Genomic DNA, 16,869 nt, shown 5'->3' on the forward strand with positions numbered 1-16,869 from the left:
CCCTCCGGGACCGCCGCGCTGTGCGGGCGGTGGTCCCGCTACGGCGCCGTCTCGTCGCCAGGTGCGGTGGCGGCGAGTGCCGTCGTGCGGCGTGGCGGACCGGGCTTGGGACGGAGGTCCGTCACGTCGCCGTCCTCGCGCGTGACGACCAGCCCCCGGGAACTCGAAGCGGAAGCGGCGAGTTCCCGCAACCACCGCTCGTTGATCGCCGGGACACGACTGCCGTCGAACTTGAAGTGCACGAGGACGTTCGGGTGCAGCCAGATCGAACTCCGCCCAGACCCCACGTCCGCGGCGTCCTTCCACGACATCAGGAACGCCTCGCCCCGACGCAGCTTGTTGACGATGACGATCTGGAGATGGGTGAGCGTGCGGTCGTCCACGACGACGACCAGACTGTCGTAGCTGATGGATCCCATGCCGACCTCGCCAGGCCACCGGGTGATGACGGGAGCCGCCGCTGCTCGAACCACCCGGTAGCTGGGAATGGCTCCTGGGCCGTGTTGCTTGGATGGCCGGTAGCCGCAGCCTACTCGGGCACGGTCGACAGACGGGAACCCCTTGCGCCGGATCACGATGACCGTCGACGGCACGTCGCACGCGCTCGCGCAGGGCCAGGACCTGCACGCGCTGGAAGCAGCCGTGGTGGCGGCGGATCGTGCCGGCGCCGACGTCGTGACGGTGACCCTCTACGGGAACCGGGCACTCGACGTGGTCGTGACCCCCGGGGTGGCGATTGCGTTCGAGGTCGAGGACGTCCCCGACGAGGACCGCGACGACGGCGACCTCGACAACCCGTTCGACGTCCCGGACTTCGAGGCGTTCGACGGGTAGTCGCGGTGACCCGCGGCGCGGGCGGAAGCACGCGCACGGCCGCGGGCCGCTCGCCCATCCGCCCACCGACGGACCGGACGCGGTCCACGCCGTCAGTCGCGCGGTCGCCCGCTCGGCGGTCCCGTCGTGTCGCCGATCCGCAGCTCGGACCGGAACGACGCCGGCTCGGGCGACTCCCCCTCGAGCATGGCGAGTGCGGCGCGGGCTGCCGCTTCGCCCTTCGGCACGAACGGCTGCACGAGCGTCGTCAACTGCCGGATCGGGGAGCGGTAGAGCAGGCTGTCGTCCACGTGGATGCCGTCGAAGCCCACGACGCTGACGTCCTCGGGGACGCGGAGTCCGGCGTCGAGCGCGGCCGAGATCACCCCGACCGCGAGCAGGTCGCTCTGTGCGACGACCGCGGTGGGGGGCTCGAGGCCGGGGGTGAAGAGCGCCGCTCCGGCGATGCGGCCCTCCTCGACCGAGCTGCCCGCCGACGCGATCGCCGGTGCGTCCGGGTAGACGTCCCGGACGCCGCGGAGTCGCTCGGTCGTGGTGAACGCGGACGATGCGCGCTCCCGCTCGGCGCTGACGGGACCGCGCTCCCGGGCGCTGTCGAGGGGCAGGGTCACGACGGTGACCTGCCGGTGACCGAGGTCGTGGAGGAACGCGGCAGCCCGTCGGGACGCGTCGCGGTTGTCGAGGTGCACGGGGACGGCGCCCTCGATGGCGTCCGCCTCGATCGCGACGACGGGGATCGAGCGTCGCCGGAGGACGGCGACCGCCGGGTCGATCCGGACGTTGCACCCGATGAGGATGACGGCGTCCATCGGGGCGTCGACGAGCGGTGCCATACCGCGCTCGTCGTCGAGCGGGCTCCGGACGAGGAGCAGCGACACCCCCGCGGCTCCGGCGACCTCGGCGATGCCGTCCAGGGTGAGGACGTTCACGGGGTCGCGGAACGCGTCGCTCAGACGGTCGTCGAGCACGACGCCGATCACGCCGGACCGCCCACGCCGGAGGGAGCGGGCGCGTGGGTCTGGTCCGTCGTAGCCGAGCTCGGCGGCGACGGCGAGGATGCGCTGGCGGGTGTCCTCGGACACCGGGCCGGTACCGCTGAAGGCGAGGGAGGCGGTGGACGGCGCAACGCCGGCCGCACGGGCGACGGCGGCGAGCGTCGGGCGCGTGGGGCGACCGGACCGGGAGGCCCGGGGTGCGCCCGCAGCGTCGGGTCTCCGGGCAGCGTCGGCCGTGGGGGCGTCGTCCGGACCGTCGGTGCGGTCCACGCCCGGGCGGGGGCCCGACGCGCCGGGGTCACTTGCCGTGTCGTCCATCGCTCGTTAGCGTAACGGCTACCCCTCCTCGAATCGATTCGATCGGACAGTTCCATGACGACGGCCGGCACCCGCCCCGCTCCGACGACCCGCGCCTGGCGCAACGCGGTGTTCGTGGTGTTCACCCTGTCCGGGCTCGACATCGCGACCTGGCTCGGACGCGTGCCGAGCGTGCGGGACTCCCTGGACGCCTCGACCTTCACGATGGGCCTGCTCGTCCTCGGCATGTCGGTCGGGTCGATCGCCGGCCTGACCTTCGCCGGCCACATCGTCGCGAGGCTCGGTGCCCGTCGCGGTGTCCTCGTGGCCGCCGCGTGCCTGGCGCTCGGCATGGTGGCCGCGGGCATCGCCGTCACGATGGACTGGGGCTTCGCCGCGATCTGGATCTGCCTCATCGCGTTCGGGTTCGGCAACGGCCTGTGCGACGTGTCGATGAACGTGTCCGGAGCGACCGCCGAGCGACTCGGCGGCCGGACGATCATGCCGCTGTTCCACGCGGCGTTCAGCGTCGGGACGCTCGCCGGCGCGGGCATCGGCGCCCTCGCCGAGCGCTTCGAGGTCCCGGTCGCGCTGCACTTCGTGGTCGTCGGCGTCCTCACGAGCCTGGCGATGCTCGTCGCCATCCGCTGGTTCGGCGAGGACCGGCACGTCGAGCCCGAGCCGACCGACACCAGCCCGGTGGCACTGCCGGTCTCGCGGTGGGCGATCTGGAAGCAGCCGTCGACCCTCCTCATCGGGGTCGTCGTGCTCGGCATGGCCCTGGCCGAGGGCTCCGCGAACGACTGGCTGCCCCTCGCGATGATCGACGGCCACGGCCTGGCGAACGACGGCGGCTCGGCCGTGCTCGCCGTCTTCCTCGCCGCGATGACCGTCGGCCGCGTCGCCGGCAGCCCGCTCATCGACCGGTTCGGACGGGTCCCGGTGCTCCGGGCGAGCGCGGTGGTCGCGGTCGTCGGCCTCGGCATGCTCATCTTCGTGCCGAACGTCCCGATCGCGATCGTCGGTGTCGTGCTCTGGGGGCTCGGTGCCTCGCTCGGGTTCCCGATGGGGATGTCGGCCGCCGCGGACGACCCCCGCACCGCGGCCGCCAAGGTCAGCGCCGTCGCGACGATCGGCTACGTGGCGTTCCTCGCCGGACCGCCGATCATCGGGTTCGCCGGCGAGCACGTCGGCCTCCTCAACGGGCTCCTCATCGTGTTCGTGTTCATCATCGCGGCCGGCCTCGCGTCCGGTGCCGCGCGGGAGCGGACCGCGACCACCCGCCCGGGCGACGGACGGACCGGCGGCGACCCCGGCCTCCCGGCCGGCGCGGCTGGCGGGGCCGACCGGACCGACACGGCTGACCGGCGACGCTGAGCCGCCGGCACCGCCTGCCTCCGCCCGGAGCAGCGAGCAGCGAGCAGCGAGCAGCGAGCAGCGAGCACAGGGGCCGGTGGGCGACCCGCCGGGCCGCCTGCGATCCCCGTTAGGCTTCCCGGGTGCGTCTCGTCATCGCCCGCTGCTCCGTCGACTACGCCGGTCGCCTGTCGGCCCACCTGCCCCTCGCGACCCGGCTCCTCATGCTGAAGGCCGACGGCTCGCTCCTCGTCCACTCGGACGGCGGCAGCTACAAGCCGCTCAACTGGATGAGCCCGCCGTGTTCGATCGCGATCGCGGAACCCGACGAGGACCAGGCGTCCGCGGGCATCACGCAGGTGTGGACGGTCACACAGAAGAAGACGCAGGACCGCCTCATCGTCAGCATCCACGAGGTGGTCGCCGACGAGTCGCACGACCTCGGCGTCGACCCCGGTCTGGTCAAGGACGGGGTGGAGGCGCACCTGCAGCAGCTCCTCGCCGAGCAGATCGAGCTCCTCGGTGACGGCCACACGCTGGTCCGCCGCGAGTACATGACCGCCATCGGTCCGGTCGACATCCTGGCGCGGGACGACGCGGGCGCGAGCGTCGCGGTCGAGATGAAGCGGAACGCCAACATCGACGCCGTCGAGCAGCTCACCCGCTACCTCGAGCTCATGAACCGTGACCCGCACCTGCGGCCGGTGCAGGGCGTCCTGGCGGCACAGTCGTTCGCCCCCCAGGCCCGCACCCTGGCCGAGGACCGCGGCATCCGTTGCCTCGTCCTCGACTACGACGAGATGCGCGGCATCGAGGGCGGGCACGCGCGCCTCTTCTGAGCGCGCCGGCGCCGCGACACGGTTCCGCGAGCGCGGGCCGGGAGGCCAGACCCATCCCCGGCGCGCGGCTCACCCCGCCGCAGGGTGGCTCCGGCGGCGCGGCTAGGCTGGGCGGGACATGACAAGCAGCCCGGAGCGCCCCTTCACCGCCGTCCTGTTCGACCTCGACGGCACCATCAGCGACTCGGCGCCGGGCATCATCGAGAGCCTGACGCACACGTTCCGACAGGTCGGCGTCCCCGTGCCCGACCAGGACACCCTCATGTCGTTCGTGGGGCCGCCGATCCTCGACACCTTCCGCATCGCGATGGGCATGGACGACGAGCTCACCGAGCGCACCCTCGCCGTGTACCGCGAGCACTACTTCTCGCACGGAGCACTCGACTCCCGCATGTACCCGGGCATCGACGTCGTCCTGCACACCCTGCACGAGGCCGGCGTGCCGATCTCGACCGCGACGAGCAAGCCCGAGACCCCGGCGACCTACATCCTCGAGCACTACGGCCTGACCGGGGACATCGACGTCATCACCGGGGCGAGCGACGACGAGGTGCGCTCCGCCAAGGCCGACGTGGTCGAGGAGGCCCTGCGCCGGCTCCACGCGCGTGGGTTCGACATCAGCCGTCCGGTGCTCGTCGGGGACCGCCTGCACGACGTCGAGGGGGCGGCGGCGCACGGCGTCCCGACCGTCTTCGCCGAGTGGGGGTACGGCTCCCCCGCCGAGGCCGCGGGCACCGTCGCGCAGGCGGCGACCCCGCTCGACCTGCTGCCGATCCTGCTGCCGAGCACGTGAGCGGCGGCGGCGAGACCACCGGCGCGGCAGCTCGCCGTGCCGGACTCCGCGGGGCCGCGTGGCTGCTGCCCGCCGCGATCGTCCTCGTCGCGCTGAACTTCCGCGGCCCGATCGTCGCGCCGGCGCCGGTCATCGGGGACATCCGGGTCGACCTGGGCATGACCGCGACGGTCGCCGGGCTCCTCACCACGATCCCGGTGCTCTGCTTCGCCCTCGCGACGCCGTTCGCCAGCTGGGTCATCGCCCGGTTCACCGCGGAGCGCGCCGTGTCGTTGTCGCTGCTCATCGTGCTCGTCGGCACCGTCCTCCGGTCGGTCCCGCACGAGGCCGCGCTGCTCGTCGGCACCGCGGTGATCGGCATCGGCATCACGATCGGCAACGTGGTGATCCCGGTCGTCATCCGGCGGGACACCTCACCGGAACGGGTCGGCCTGGTCACGGGCGTGTACACGTCCGCGCTCAACGTCGGGTCGATGACGACCTCGCTCGGCACGGCACCGATCGCAGCCGTCTGGGGCTGGCCGGTCGCGATCGCGATCTGGGCCGTGCTCGCGGTCGTCGCCGGTGCCGCGTGGACGTACACGGTCGGGGCGGGTGCCGCATGGCGTGGTGCCGACCGCGACTCCGGACCGGTGCCGGCGACCGGACCGATCGACCAGGTCCTGGACACCGGCGCGGTCCGCACGGTCCCGGCGGCCCCCGTCGTGGCGACCCTGCCGCACCCCGCCAAGCGCTGGGTGACGTGGGGGCTCATGCTCGCGTTCGGTGGGCAGGCGTTCTCGTACTACGCGCTGACCGCCTGGATCCCGACGCTGCTGCACGACGAGATCGGCTTCGACACCGCGTCGTCCGGGGCGAGCTCCTCGGTGTTCCAGATCCTGGCGGTCGTCGGGGCGCTCGGGGTGCCGGTGCTCGCCAGCCGGTTCCGGCCGCGCGCCATCATCGCCCTCGTCGCGTTCTTCTGGCTCGCGATGCCCCTCGGCCTGCTCGTCGCCCCACAGCTCTGGTTGCTGTGGTCGGTGCTCGGCGGCGCTGCCCAGGGCGGCGGCATCACGATCATCTTCATCGTCATCGTGCGGCTCGTGTCGAACGACGACGACGCCCGCCGGCTGTCCGCGTTCGTGCAGGGCGGCGGGTACCTGATCGGGTCGGCGGGGCCGCTCGTGGCCGGGGCCCTGCACGGGGCGACCGGCGGCTGGACGGCACCGCTGCTGACCGTCCTCGTGGCGGTGCTGCTCCTCGGCGTCGTCGGGTCCCTGTCCGCACGGAAGGTGCGCTGAACCTCCCGCACCGCGCATCGCCTCCCGCACCGCGCACCGCGCACCGGGAGCGGGCCGCGACCGGCGCGGTCAGGCGCTCCGGGCCTCCAGGACCTGGCGGAGCGACATCGGCGCCTGCCCGGTGACGCGCTCGACGTCCCCGGACACCTTCGCCAGCGCGCCCTCGCCGATCGCCGTGTAGGTGCTCACCCACGCGTCGGCCTGCCACGGCTCCGGGTCCCAGCGCTGCCGGGAGGCGTAGGCCTCCTCCACCGTCTCGCGGTGGTAGCTCACCGGCCGTCCCCGGACCGCGCTGACGGTCGCGGCCGCCTGCTCGAGCGTGATCGCCGCGGGTCCGGTGAGGTCGTACGTGCGGTCCATGTGCCGTTCCGGCGCACGGAGGACCGCGGTCGCCACACGTGCCACGTCGGCCCGCGCCACGGCGGCCATCGCCCCGTCGCCCGCCGGGCCCCGGATGACCCCGTCCTCGCCGACGAGGTCCTCGACGAAGTCCAGGTAGAACGAGTCGCGCAGGAACGTGTGCGCCATCGAGGTGTCGCGCACCGCCTGCTCGGTCCACCAGTGGTCGCGGCCCAGCGTGAAGGTCGCGTCGGGGGCCGCGCCCTGGAAGGACGTGTAGACGACGTGCTGCACGCCGGCACTGGCCGCTGCGCGCACGACGGTGCGGTGCTGGTCGAGCCGGTCACGGGCCTCCGCGCCGGACACCAGGAACAGGACGTCGACGCCCTCGAGGGCGGCGCGGGCCGCGTCGCCGTCGGCGTACGTCGCGACGGCGACCTCGGCCCCGGGCAGCCGTGGGGCCCGGGAGGCGTCGCGGACGACCATGCGGAACGGCACCTCGTCCGCGGCGAGCGCGCGGGCGACGGCGCCGCCGATGTTGCCGGTGGCCCCGGTGATGGCGATGGTCACGTCGTGCTCCTGTCGGTCGGTGCTGCTGTCGTCGGTGGGTCCGGTCAGGTCCGGACCAGGACGGAGGCCCGGTGCAGGTCCGCCGTCACCCGCTCGGCGTTCGCGCCGTCGACCTCCACCGCCCACCGTCGGGCGGCCTCGTGGTCGCGGCCGTGCCGCATGTGTCGGCCGACCAGTCGGTCGATCCGCACGGAGTCGTCGACGACGCAGGCCCAGGTCTCGGTGAACAGGTCGGGCAGCTCCCGCCACGGGGCGGTCTGGTCGAGCAGGTAGTTGCCCTCGGAGACCACGAGCACGGTCTCCGGCGGGACGGCGATGCTGCCGGCCACGGGCTCGTCGACGCGACGGTCGAAGTCGGGAGCCCAGACCGTGCCGTCGGTCCCTCCGATCGCGGTCAGCCGCCGGACGAGTGCGACGTACCCGGCGGCGTCGAACGTGTCGACCGCGCCCTTGCGTCCGCGCCGGCCGAGGGTGTCGAGGGCCGCGTTCGCGAGGTGGAACCCGTCCATCGGCACCTGCACGGCGACGCCCGGACCGAGCCGCGTCACGACCTCGGTGACGACCCGTCGGGCGAGCGTGGACTTGCCCGCCCCGGGAGCGCCGGCGATGCCGACGACGCTGCGGCCGCCCGCCTCGGCGAGCGCCACCGCACGCGCCACGGCCTGGTCGACGGACAGGGTCTCCTGGGTGCGCACGGGTCCATCCTCGTGCATCGAGTGCCCGGACGGAGGGCGATCCCGCCGACGCGTCCGCTCGCCGTCGCCGGGCGCCGTGCCCCACGAACGGGCGCGTTCCCCCCGCGGCGGACGGCCGGTAGCGTTCGTCACCTATGGCGCAGACGACATCCGGCCCGGCCGTCGCACAGGTCACCGCTCCCGACCGTGCGGCGCCGCTGGCCGTGCGGTCCTCGGCCAGGACGACCCCGCTGACGAACCAGGCGGTCATCGCCGCGGTGTCCGTGGTCGCCGCGGTCTGCAGCGTGCTGCTCCCCTGGCTCACGGTGACGAACGCGCCGAGCATGTGGGCCGGGACGGGACTCGCGCTCCTCGGGCTGGCGTTCACCGGACTGCTCGTGGCGCGACCCGGGCTCGCACGGTTCGAGCTGCTCGTCCCCGCGCTCGACTTCATCGCGATCGGCCTGCTGCGCTTCGGGACCGGCGACGCCCGGTCGCCCTTCCTCGCGGCCGTGCTCCTCCCGCTGATCTGGATCGCCGCCCGACCGGGTCGGCAGCACGTCGTCTACCCGCTGATCGGCACCGCGGTGACGTTCCTCCTGCCGACGGTCGTCGGTCAGGCGGAACTCGGCGCCAGCGAGGTCGTGCGCCTGGTGGTCGTCCTGGTGGTCTTCGTCGGGGTCGCCGGCGTCACGAACGAGCTCGCCCGACAGGCCGTGGTCCGGCTGCAGGCGATGCAGGACCTGCGACAACAGGCGGAGGCGGAGATCAGCCAGGCCGCCCTCGTGCAGCGCTCCCTGCTGCCCGTCACCGCCGTGGACATCCCGGCCGTGCTGACGGTCCGGGCCGTGTGCCTCCCGACACGCTCGGTCGGCGGCGACTTCTACGACTGGTTCCCGATCACGGACGGCGCCGCCTTCACGCTCGGGGACGTGATGGGCAAGGGCGTCGGAGCGGGCATGATCGCCGCGGTCGTGCGTTCGGTCCTGCGCTCGTCCGTCCGCGAGGGAGCGCCCGACGAGGCGGTGAGCCGCACCGCGACGGGCCTCGACGTGGGCCTGGACGCGCCCGCCACCGAACAGTTCACGACCTGCTTCCACGTGCACGTCAGCGTCGACGGGATCGCGCGTTGGGTCGACGCCGGGCACGGCCTGACCCTGCTGCTCCGTGCGGACGGCAGCCACGAGTGGCTCCGGAGCGTCGACCTGCCGATCGGTGTCGGGACGTCCTGGACGACGCAGGAGACGGTGCTCCGTCCGGGCGACGTGATCCTCAGCGTCAGTGACGGTGTCCTCGACCTGTTCGGCGACGGCCTCGACGCCGTCGACCGGTTCGCGGAGTTCGCCGTCGCCGACCCGGACCCCGACCACCTCGTCGAGCGGCTCGAGGAGCGCGGTCGCGCCGGCCACAACGAGGACGACGTCACCGTGCTCGCGATCCGGTACGACCCGGAACTCGAGGTCTCCCGGTCCTAGGCACCACCCGGACCGGCCTGCGCCCCGGACCGGCCAGCGCACCGGACGGCTGCGCCCCGGACCGGCCAGCGCACCGGACCGCTCGGTGCCGGCGGCCCTGCGCGGTCAGACCGTGGTGCCCCCGCCGACCCGGGCCCACCGGAGCGCCTGCACCACGAGCAGCCCGTGCCGGTGCGCCCCGAGCTCGTCGAGTGGCACCCACCGCGCCATGTCCGTCGTCCCCACCGCTTCGTGGCGCAGCGCTCCCCCGACCACCCGAGCCCGGTGCACCACCTGCACCGCCTTCATCGGTCGACCGTTCTGGTGCTTCCGACGCTCCGACGGCACGACGTGCGACCGGATCCCGAGCAGCCCCTCGACCACGACGTCGTACCCGGTCTCCTCGCGGACCTCACGGACCGCACCCTCCTCGACCGTCTCGTCCAGCTCGACCCCGCCGCCGGGCAGCGTCCAGAGCCCGGCGTCCGGCCAGCTCAGCCGTGCGAGCAGCACCCGGTCGCCGTCGGTGACCACGGCGTAGGACGCCAGCCGGGTGTCGTAGTCCGTGTACTCCATGACCCGACCATCGCAGCAGGCGGGCCGATGCCGGCGAGCCGCGCCGTGCCTCCCGTCCAGCGGATCGTGGCTGGTCCGGCGGCACGACCGCCGCCGCCTGCATCGGAGGATGCAACCTCCCCGGGTCCCACCCTTCGGCCCTCGGCCGCGAGCGCTCGCGTTCCTAGCGTGGACGACGCACGCCGTCCCGCACCGTCCTCGTCAGGAGTCCTCGTGTCCACAGTCCTCTCACCCGCCCGCACCAGCACCGCCGTGCACCTCGACCGGGTCACCAAGACGTACCCGAACGGCCCGTCGACCGTGACCGCGCTCGACGGCGTCTCGCTCGACATCGCCTCCGGCAGCTTCACGGCCGTGATGGGTGCGTCCGGGTCCGGCAAGTCCACGTTCCTCAACTGTGCCGCCGGTCTCGACACCCCCTCGAGTGGCCGGGTGGTCATCGGGGGCGTCGACCTCGGCGCGTTGCGCCCGGACGCCGTGACGCGGTTCCGCCGCGACCACGTCGGCTTCGTGTTCCAGGGCTACAACCTCGTGCCGCACCTGACCGTCGGCGAGAACGTGCGGCTGCCCCTGACACTCGCCGGGACCCGCGCCGACGAGCACCGGATCGCGGAGCTGCTCGACGCCGTCGGCCTGGGGGGCATGACCGGCCGCCTGCCCGGGGAGCTGTCCGGCGGCCAGGCGCAGCGCGTCGCCATCGCGCGCGCCCTCGTCGCCGGGCCGGACGTCGTGTTCGCCGACGAGCCCACCGGTGCGCTCGACACCGCGACCGCGGAGCGGATCCTGCAGCTCCTGCAGCACGCGGTGCGGTCACTCGGGCAGACCCTCGTGCTCGTCACCCACGACCCCCGGGCCGCGGCCTTCGCCGACCGGGTCGTGTTCCTCGCCGACGGTCGGGTGCGCGACGAGCTCCACTCCCCCACGCTCGAGTCGGTCACCGCCCGCGTCCTCGGCCTGGGGCGTTGAGCCGTGCGCGCCGCTCTCCGCTCCCTGCTCGTCGTCAACCGCGCGGCCGTCGTCGGCGCCGGTGTGGTCGTCGCCCTGGCTGCCGTGCTCCTCGCGGTCACGGGCGCTTGGCTCGAGGCCGGCATCCGGCATCCGGACGCCCCGTTCCTCTCCACCGTCGCGGGCTCCTTCGCCGGGACACTGCTGCTCATCACGGTGTTCATGGTGGCGAGCGTCTTCGCGGGGGTCCTCCGCGAACGGCGCCGCGAGTTCGCCCTGCTCCGGGCGATCGGTGCGACCGCCGGGCAGATCCGCGGCACGGTCCGCACCGAGGTCCTGGTCCTGCTCGCACTCGTCGCCCCGCTCGGTGCCGTCGTCGGCACGTTCGTCGCACCGCTCGTCACGCCGCTGCTGGCGTCGAGCGACCTCGTCCCCGCGGGCTTCACCCTCGCGCCGACGGTCGTCCCGCTGCTCAGCACGCTGGTCGTCCTCGTGCCGACCGGACTGCTGGCCGCGGCGATGGCCGCGCGCGCAGCGACCCGCCCGAGCCCGACCGACGCCGTCCGTGCGAGCACGACCGACGTCCCCACGCTCTCGCGCGGTCGACGGATCGCAGCCGGGGTCACCGCGCTCGTCGGCCTCGCGACCGCGACCACGCCCTTCTTCACCCCCGGCCTGGTCGGCAGTGCGACCGGCGCCACCTCCGCGATCGTGCTCGTGGTCGCGGCGGCCCTCGCCGGGCCGCTCCTCGTGCAGTGGGGTGCGCGGCGCGCCCTCCGCGGGGCCTCCGGACCGGCGGCCACGCTCGCGCTCCTCAACGCCCGCGGGGCCTCCCGCCGGCTCAGCGCCGCGGTGGTGCCGCTCGCGCTCCTCGTCGCGCTCGGGACGGTGCAGACCGGGACGGACGCCGCCGTCCAGCGTGCGACGGGGGACCAACTGGGGGCGGGCCTCCAGGCCGACCTCGTCGTGATCGGAGCGGACGGCGTGACCGCTGCCGAGGCGGACCGGATCGCGGCGATGCCGGGCGTCCGCGCGACGACGACGATGCGGGACACCGCCGGCTCGGTCCAGATCGAGCAGGCCGACGAGGACCTCCCCGCCCTCGGCGACCTCGAGTGGGAACCGACCGTGATCCGTGCACTGTCGGGCGACGACGGTCGCGTCGACCCCGCCGTCCGCGCCGGTTCCCTCGACGCGCTCGACGAGCCGGGCACCGTCGCGGTGAGCACCGACGTCATCGCCCTCACCCCGACCGGCCTCGGGGACACCATCCGGATGCGGACGGGTGACGGACCGGCGACCCCGGCGCGCATCGTCGCGGTCTACGACCGCGGCCTGGCGTTCGGTGACGTCCTCGTGCGCGACCGGACGAGCCGCCCGGCTGGCACGCTGCTCGTCGACACGGCCGCCGGTGACCGTGCCGCCGTCCGGGAGGCCCTGCTCGCCACCGGCGTCGGCGTCACCTCGGTCGACGGGTACGTCACGACCGCCCTCCGGTCAGGGGACGGCGACCGGCGACTGTCCCTGGTCCTCGTCGTCGCCCTGCTCGCCTTCGTGGCGGCCGCCGCGGGCAACACATTGCTCACCGCCACCCGGGGTCGGCGGGACGAGTTCGGGCTGCTGCAGCGGACCGGTGCCACCCGCGCCCAGCTGCTGCGGATGGCCGGGGTCGAGACCGCCTACACCGCGGTCGCAGCCGTGGTCATCGGGACCGTCGCCGTCTTGCCGGCGCTGGTCGGCGTCGGGTACGGCCTCGCCGGTGCTCCGGCGGCCGGGTTCGACCTCGCGTCCTGGGCCGGGTTCTCGCTCGCGGCGGTCGTCGTGGCGGTCGTGGGGGTGCTGCCGGTGGCGGGGCGGATCGCGCGGGGGCGGTGACGGGTCAGCGGGAGTGCGGCGCTGCCCCGGACGTGACCGGGGCAGCGCCGCTGGCATACTGACGGCATGACGATGGCGCAGCCCGTCATCGGGCGCGAGCGGGAGATCGCGGCCCTCCGCACCGCGATCCGGGACGTGGACAGCGGTGGTTCGGCGTTCGTGGTCGACGGCGAGGCGGGGATCGGCAAGTCGTCGCTCGTCGCCGACGTGGTCGAGTACGCGGACAGCCGCGGCGTGCGGGTCCTCACGACGACCGGCACGCTCGACGAGTCGGCGGAACCGTACGCCGCCCTCCACATGCTCCTGTACCCGCTGCGTGCGGGCATCCCGAGCCTGCCGGCACCGCAGCGGCGGGCGTTGGACGTCGCGTTCGGGGTCGAACCGGGCGTGCAGCCGTCACCGCTCCTCGCGACGGGTTCCGTCAAGCCCCGGCGAACCGCGCCGACTTCTTCCGTGCGGTGGCCTCCGGCCCCTTCTACGGCTACAACCGTCCCGGTGTGACGCCGTCGGAACCGGTCATCGACAACTGGTGGCGTCAGGGCATGACGGGCAGCGCCGTCGCGCACTACGAGGGCATCAAGGCGTTCTCCGAGACGGACCAGACCGAGGACCTCCGCGCCATCACCGTGCCCGTCCTCGTCCTGCAGGGCGACGACGACCAGGTCGTGCCGTACCAGGACGCCGCCGTGAAGCAGGCCGAACTGCTCAGCGACGCCACGTTGAAGATCTACGAGGGCTACCCGCACGGGATGCTGACGACCCACGCGGACGTCATCAACCCCGACATCCTCGCGTTCATCCGCGGCTGACACCGCTCGCTGCGTCCGCAGCGGTCCGGACTGGAGGCGCGGTGCAGGAGGGCCGACCGGCTCACCCGCACCGCGCCTCCCGTCGCGTACCGCCAGGACGACGACCCCGACGCGTTCAGTGCTGCTGCGCCGGCAGGCCGGACCCCGGAGTTGCGAGGCCCGGCCACGCGGTCACGCGACCAGCGCTCGTGCTTCGTGGTCGAGTCGCTCGAGACGCCAGTCCGCGACGAGGACGAACGCACGCCGGAACACGACCAGCAGGGCTCCAGCGTGTTCGAACGCGTGCGTGACCACGGACGCCCCGTCCGCTGTTCGGTCGATCAGCCACCGCCCGGTCTCCTGCGCGCCGGCTCCCTCGAGCCGGTACTCGACGGCGGTCTCGTCGACGCGTGTGAAGGTCACGACCGCGGGGAGGAACCCGCGGATGACCGTCCGGTACGGCCTCCCGACGACGACACGGGCGTCTGCCGGACGGATGGGCCCGAGCGCTGGGTTCCAGGCAGCGAGTGACCGCGCATCGGAGAGGACCCGGACGACCACGGCCGGCGAGACCGCGATGCGTCGTTCCGCTGTGTGCATCACGACAGCAGGGCCCGTCGATCGGGTGTCGGGCGCGAGCGGAGGTACGACAGGCACTGGGCCAGGTCACGCTCGACGCGGCTCTTCGTGGTGCCCGGGGCGATCAGCGCGAACATCACGTGTCCCGGGAGGCGGAGGTCGGCCGAGGGATCAGCGCTGTCGAAGGTGACCGGTGGTCGCAGGAGGGAGGGGTGTGCCGTCCACCGTTCCTTCTGCTCTGCAGCGAACGTCTCCCCGCGACGTCGGGTCTCGTACGGGAGCCAGTCGTAGTGGTCGACGCAGACCTCGACCGGGTCGGCGGCGTTCTGGCCGTCGGGCGGGGAAGTGGGGAGCTCGTTCGCCAGTGCTTCCACCCGGATCGGCTCATCGGTGGTGATGACGAGCGAAGTCCCCCCGTTGTCGAGATGCGTCTGCAGGGCTCGGCGTTCCTCGATGTCGGGCCAGGGGTCACGGAGGATCCAACCGGTGGTGGTCCGCCGCCACCGGATCCGGGAGACGTCGTCGAACACCACGGCGACGTCCTCGATGAGCACCAGACTCTCTGCGTTGACGGTCGCCCTCATCGTCGACCTCCGACGAGCGCCGAGGACTCCACACTGCCCTCCGTCTTCAGTGTCGACAGCCGTGCGCGCGCTCGTTCGACTCGCGCGGCGTCCCGAGTCCCCGGTTCAGCGCCGATGTCGCAGAGGGTGCGGAGGGTGCGAACGAGGTCGTCGGTACGTCCGAGAGCGGCGTACGCCTCTGCGAGGCCGGCAAGCGCCCTGGTGTCCCCAGGAGACGATGCGGCAGTGCTGGCGAGGAACGCGTCCACTGCCACGAGGGGACTCCCCCCGAGGGCACTGGGCATGCTCAAGTGCCACCGGCCGAGCAGGTAGTTCGCATCCCGGTGCGACGGGTCGTGGTGCAGAACGGCCTCGGCCGTGCGGCGGACCGACCGGGCGGGCAGCGGGCGCAGTACCGCGGGGAGCGCGAGCAGCCGGAGTCCGAGCAACCGAGCCCGTTGCACGCTGATGTGGTGCGGCCGCGTCTCGAGCGGCGCAAGCAGACTCGTGAGGAGCCGCATCCGCCGGTGTGCACTGCGGCTGAGCTGCCCGTGCTCGTCCAGCGCACCCGTGATCCGCCCGTCGAGGAGCCGAGTAGCGGCCTCGAGTGCCGTGTGCGGCGCGCCGAGGTCCCTGCTCGCCTCGGCGCGTTGCACCAGGTCCTCGATCGAACGGCGTGCCTCAGCGGCCATCTCGTCGGCAGCCCGCTGTTTCCCGGCCGACCGGTCCACGACCAGGGGCGTGCCGAAGACCAGGTGCACCCGGCCACTCGACCGGAACCATCTGCGCCCCTTCGGCAGGACCTCGTCCGTCCCGGTGATGCCGACCGGGATGACCGGTACGTCTGCGGCGAGCGCGAAGCGGAACGCCCCGCTCTTGAACGGCAGGAGCGCGCGATCGGTGTTCCGCGTGCCTTCCGGGTAGACGCAGAGGACGTCACCGCCGGTCAGCACGCGCTTGACGGTCCGGAGGGTGTCCGGTGCGGGAGCGTCGCGGTCCACCGGGATGCCGTACCAGGCCCGCGTCCACAGGCGGGGCAGCGTCCGGTCGAAGCTCTCCCGCTTGGTGAGGAACCAGACGGGACGTCCGGTCACGGCGCCGACGAGTATCTCCATCACGAAGTGGTCGAAGTAACTGCGGTGGTTCGGGGCTAGGACGAAGGGTCCGGTGGTCGGGAGGTGCTCGAGTCCATCGACGGATCGCAGGTGGCGGCGGACGCGCCCGGCGACGAAGGCGTGTGAGACCGACCGGACCGTGTTCTCTCCGCGCATGTCACGCCACCGCGGATGCGAGATGCTGACGGAGGAGTTCGATGCTGGTCATCACGAGGCCGTGGTGATCGGCGAACAGTCGCAGGCCGTCGCGCCGCAGCATCTCCCCGTCCGGTCCGATGATCTCCACGATCACTCCGGCCGGGCGGCACCCGGCTGCTCGCGCGAGGTCCACCGATGCCTCGGTGTGGCCGACGCGGGACAGCACCCCTCCGGCTCGCGCGATGAGGGGGAAGACGTGACCGGGGCGTTGGAGATCGCCGGATCCTCCCGACATCGCGATCCCGATCGTCTTCGCTCGTTCCGCTGCAGAGATCCCCGTGGTCACCCCGTGGGCCAGAGTCGCGTCGATGCTCACCGTGAAGGCTGTGCCCATGTGGTCCTCGTTGCGCGGGATCATCGGCGGCAGCGCGAGTTGCTGCGCGCGCTCCTCGGTCAACGCCAGGCAGACCAAGCCCCGTCCGTGGGTGATCATGAAGTTGATCGCCGCCGGGGTGACGTGATCGGCGGCGATGATCAGGTCGCCTTCGTTCTCACGGTCCTCGTCGTCGACCACCACGACGATCTCACCTCGTCCGATGGCGGCGATGGCGTCCGCAGCGGGCGAGAGGAGTTGCTGCTCGCTGATGGCACTGGTCCTGTCGATGTTCAGAGTCATGGTCCCGTTCCCCGTCCTCGTGGACCGATCGAGCGATCAGCCCCCCAATTGCATGCGATAGCACTACATGCTGTCGCATCTACTGCGACAGCACCGAAAGTACGGCCAGGGACCCAACGGGTCAAGACGTGGGATCGCGATATTCGAGGTTGTTACCTGCCGTACACATGACGCAACATCCGT

The 16,869-nt window shown here is 73.0% G+C and carries 18 protein-coding genes and 1 pseudogene; 10 read left to right on the plus strand and 9 right to left on the minus strand.

What is annotated here, in order from left to right; translation table 11 throughout:
• Positions 1-38: 38 nt before the first annotated feature.
• The gene (locus tag DEI95_RS05935; protein WP_181420301.1) at positions 39-419 is read right to left on the minus strand and encodes an ATP-dependent DNA ligase; all 381 of its coding nucleotides are present in this window, start codon (positions 417-419) and stop codon (positions 39-41) included.
• 142 nt (positions 420-561) lie between these two features.
• Here DEI95_RS05935 and DEI95_RS05940 point away from each other — a divergent pair, with 142 nt between their 5' ends.
• On the plus strand, positions 562-834 hold the full coding sequence (locus DEI95_RS05940; RefSeq protein WP_110825733.1) for a hypothetical protein: 273 nt from the start codon (positions 562-564) through the stop codon (positions 832-834).
• Between the two features lie 92 nt (positions 835-926).
• Here DEI95_RS05940 and DEI95_RS05945 read toward each other — a convergent pair whose 3' ends face one another.
• Positions 927-2,147, minus strand: coding sequence for a LacI family DNA-binding transcriptional regulator (locus DEI95_RS05945; RefSeq protein ID WP_111059676.1), 1,221 nt, complete (start codon positions 2,145-2,147; stop codon positions 927-929).
• Between the two features lie 54 nt (positions 2,148-2,201).
• Here DEI95_RS05945 and DEI95_RS05950 point away from each other — a divergent pair, with 54 nt between their 5' ends.
• The 4 genes from DEI95_RS05950 (at position 2,202) to DEI95_RS05965 (ending at position 6,394) form a co-directional block, all read left to right on the plus strand.
• On the plus strand, positions 2,202-3,503 hold the full coding sequence (locus tag DEI95_RS05950; RefSeq protein WP_111059677.1) for an MFS transporter: 1,302 nt from the start codon (positions 2,202-2,204) through the stop codon (positions 3,501-3,503).
• A gap of 122 nt (positions 3,504-3,625) precedes the next feature.
• Positions 3,626-4,321, plus strand: coding sequence for an endonuclease NucS (nucS, locus tag DEI95_RS05955; RefSeq protein ID WP_111059678.1), 696 nt, complete (start codon positions 3,626-3,628; stop codon positions 4,319-4,321).
• 118 nt (positions 4,322-4,439) lie between these two features.
• Positions 4,440-5,114, plus strand: a complete 675-nt coding sequence (locus DEI95_RS05960; protein ID WP_111059679.1) for an HAD hydrolase-like protein — start codon at positions 4,440-4,442, stop codon at positions 5,112-5,114.
• On the plus strand, positions 5,111-6,394 hold the full coding sequence (locus DEI95_RS05965) for a CynX/NimT family MFS transporter (RefSeq protein ID WP_111059680.1): 1,284 nt from the start codon (positions 5,111-5,113) through the stop codon (positions 6,392-6,394). The genes DEI95_RS05960 and DEI95_RS05965 overlap by 4 nt, the downstream gene beginning before the upstream one ends.
• 69 nt (positions 6,395-6,463) lie before the next feature.
• Here the strand turns inward: DEI95_RS05965 and DEI95_RS05970 are convergent, their stop codons facing one another.
• Positions 6,464-7,303: an SDR family oxidoreductase gene (locus DEI95_RS05970; RefSeq protein WP_181436212.1), complete on the minus strand. Its 840-nt coding sequence runs from the start codon at positions 7,301-7,303 to the stop codon at positions 6,464-6,466.
• Positions 7,304-7,347: 44 nt separating this feature from the next.
• The gene (locus tag DEI95_RS05975; RefSeq protein WP_258367493.1) at positions 7,348-7,998 is read right to left on the minus strand and encodes a nucleoside/nucleotide kinase family protein; all 651 of its coding nucleotides are present in this window, start codon (positions 7,996-7,998) and stop codon (positions 7,348-7,350) included.
• Between the two features lie 134 nt (positions 7,999-8,132).
• Between DEI95_RS05975 and DEI95_RS05980 the strand changes: the two genes are divergently transcribed.
• A complete protein-coding gene (locus tag DEI95_RS05980) occupies positions 8,133-9,452 on the plus strand; it encodes a PP2C family protein-serine/threonine phosphatase (protein ID WP_110825740.1) in 1,320 nt (439 codons plus the stop codon).
• Positions 9,453-9,557: 105 nt separating this feature from the next.
• Here DEI95_RS05980 and DEI95_RS05985 read toward each other — a convergent pair whose 3' ends face one another.
• Complete coding sequence (locus tag DEI95_RS05985) at positions 9,558-10,007, minus strand: NUDIX hydrolase (protein ID WP_111059682.1); 450 nt, start codon at positions 10,005-10,007, stop codon at positions 9,558-9,560.
• A gap of 213 nt (positions 10,008-10,220) precedes the next feature.
• Between DEI95_RS05985 and DEI95_RS05990 the strand changes: the two genes are divergently transcribed.
• The 4 genes and pseudogenes from DEI95_RS05990 to DEI95_RS06005 form a co-directional block, all read left to right on the plus strand.
• Positions 10,221-10,973: an ABC transporter ATP-binding protein gene (locus tag DEI95_RS05990; RefSeq protein ID WP_258367494.1), complete on the plus strand. Its 753-nt coding sequence runs from the start codon at positions 10,221-10,223 to the stop codon at positions 10,971-10,973.
• 3 nt (positions 10,974-10,976) lie between these two features.
• Positions 10,977-12,827, plus strand: a complete 1,851-nt coding sequence (locus tag DEI95_RS05995; RefSeq protein ID WP_111059684.1) for an ABC transporter permease — start codon at positions 10,977-10,979, stop codon at positions 12,825-12,827.
• A gap of 72 nt (positions 12,828-12,899) precedes the next feature.
• The gene (locus tag DEI95_RS06000; RefSeq protein ID WP_258367500.1) at positions 12,900-13,328 is read left to right on the plus strand and encodes an AAA family ATPase; all 429 of its coding nucleotides are present in this window, start codon (positions 12,900-12,902) and stop codon (positions 13,326-13,328) included.
• Positions 13,235-13,636, plus strand: a pseudogene (locus DEI95_RS06005) (alpha/beta fold hydrolase); the annotation flags it as partial. The gene DEI95_RS06000 and the pseudogene DEI95_RS06005, both read left to right, overlap by 94 nt.
• 171 nt (positions 13,637-13,807) lie before the next feature.
• On the opposite strand, the gene DEI95_RS06010 reads toward DEI95_RS06005, so the two are convergent.
• Genes DEI95_RS06010 through ribB form a run of 4 tightly spaced genes read right to left on the minus strand, consistent with a single transcriptional unit; the run spans position 13,808 to position 16,686 of the window.
• Positions 13,808-14,215 carry an SRPBCC domain-containing protein gene (locus DEI95_RS06010; protein WP_146234099.1) on the minus strand — a complete coding sequence of 136 codons (408 nt, stop codon included), beginning with the start codon at positions 14,213-14,215 and terminating at the stop codon, positions 13,808-13,810.
• Positions 14,215-14,778, minus strand: coding sequence for a hypothetical protein (locus tag DEI95_RS06015; RefSeq protein ID WP_146243608.1), 564 nt, complete (start codon positions 14,776-14,778; stop codon positions 14,215-14,217). The genes DEI95_RS06010 and DEI95_RS06015 overlap by 1 nt, the downstream gene beginning before the upstream one ends.
• Positions 14,775-16,028, minus strand: coding sequence for a lysophospholipid acyltransferase family protein (locus DEI95_RS06020; RefSeq protein ID WP_111059687.1), 1,254 nt, complete (start codon positions 16,026-16,028; stop codon positions 14,775-14,777). Before DEI95_RS06020 ends, DEI95_RS06015 begins: the two co-directional genes overlap by 4 nt.
• Position 16,029: 1 nt before the next feature.
• Positions 16,030-16,686 carry a 3,4-dihydroxy-2-butanone-4-phosphate synthase gene (ribB, locus tag DEI95_RS06025; protein WP_111059688.1) on the minus strand — a complete coding sequence of 219 codons (657 nt, stop codon included), beginning with the start codon at positions 16,684-16,686 and terminating at the stop codon, positions 16,030-16,032.
• Positions 16,687-16,869: the final 183 nt, after the last annotated feature.

Origin of the sequence: Curtobacterium sp. MCBD17_008, from assembly GCF_003234475.1 — a bacterium.
Classification (GTDB): domain Bacteria; phylum Actinomycetota; class Actinomycetes; order Actinomycetales; family Microbacteriaceae; genus Curtobacterium.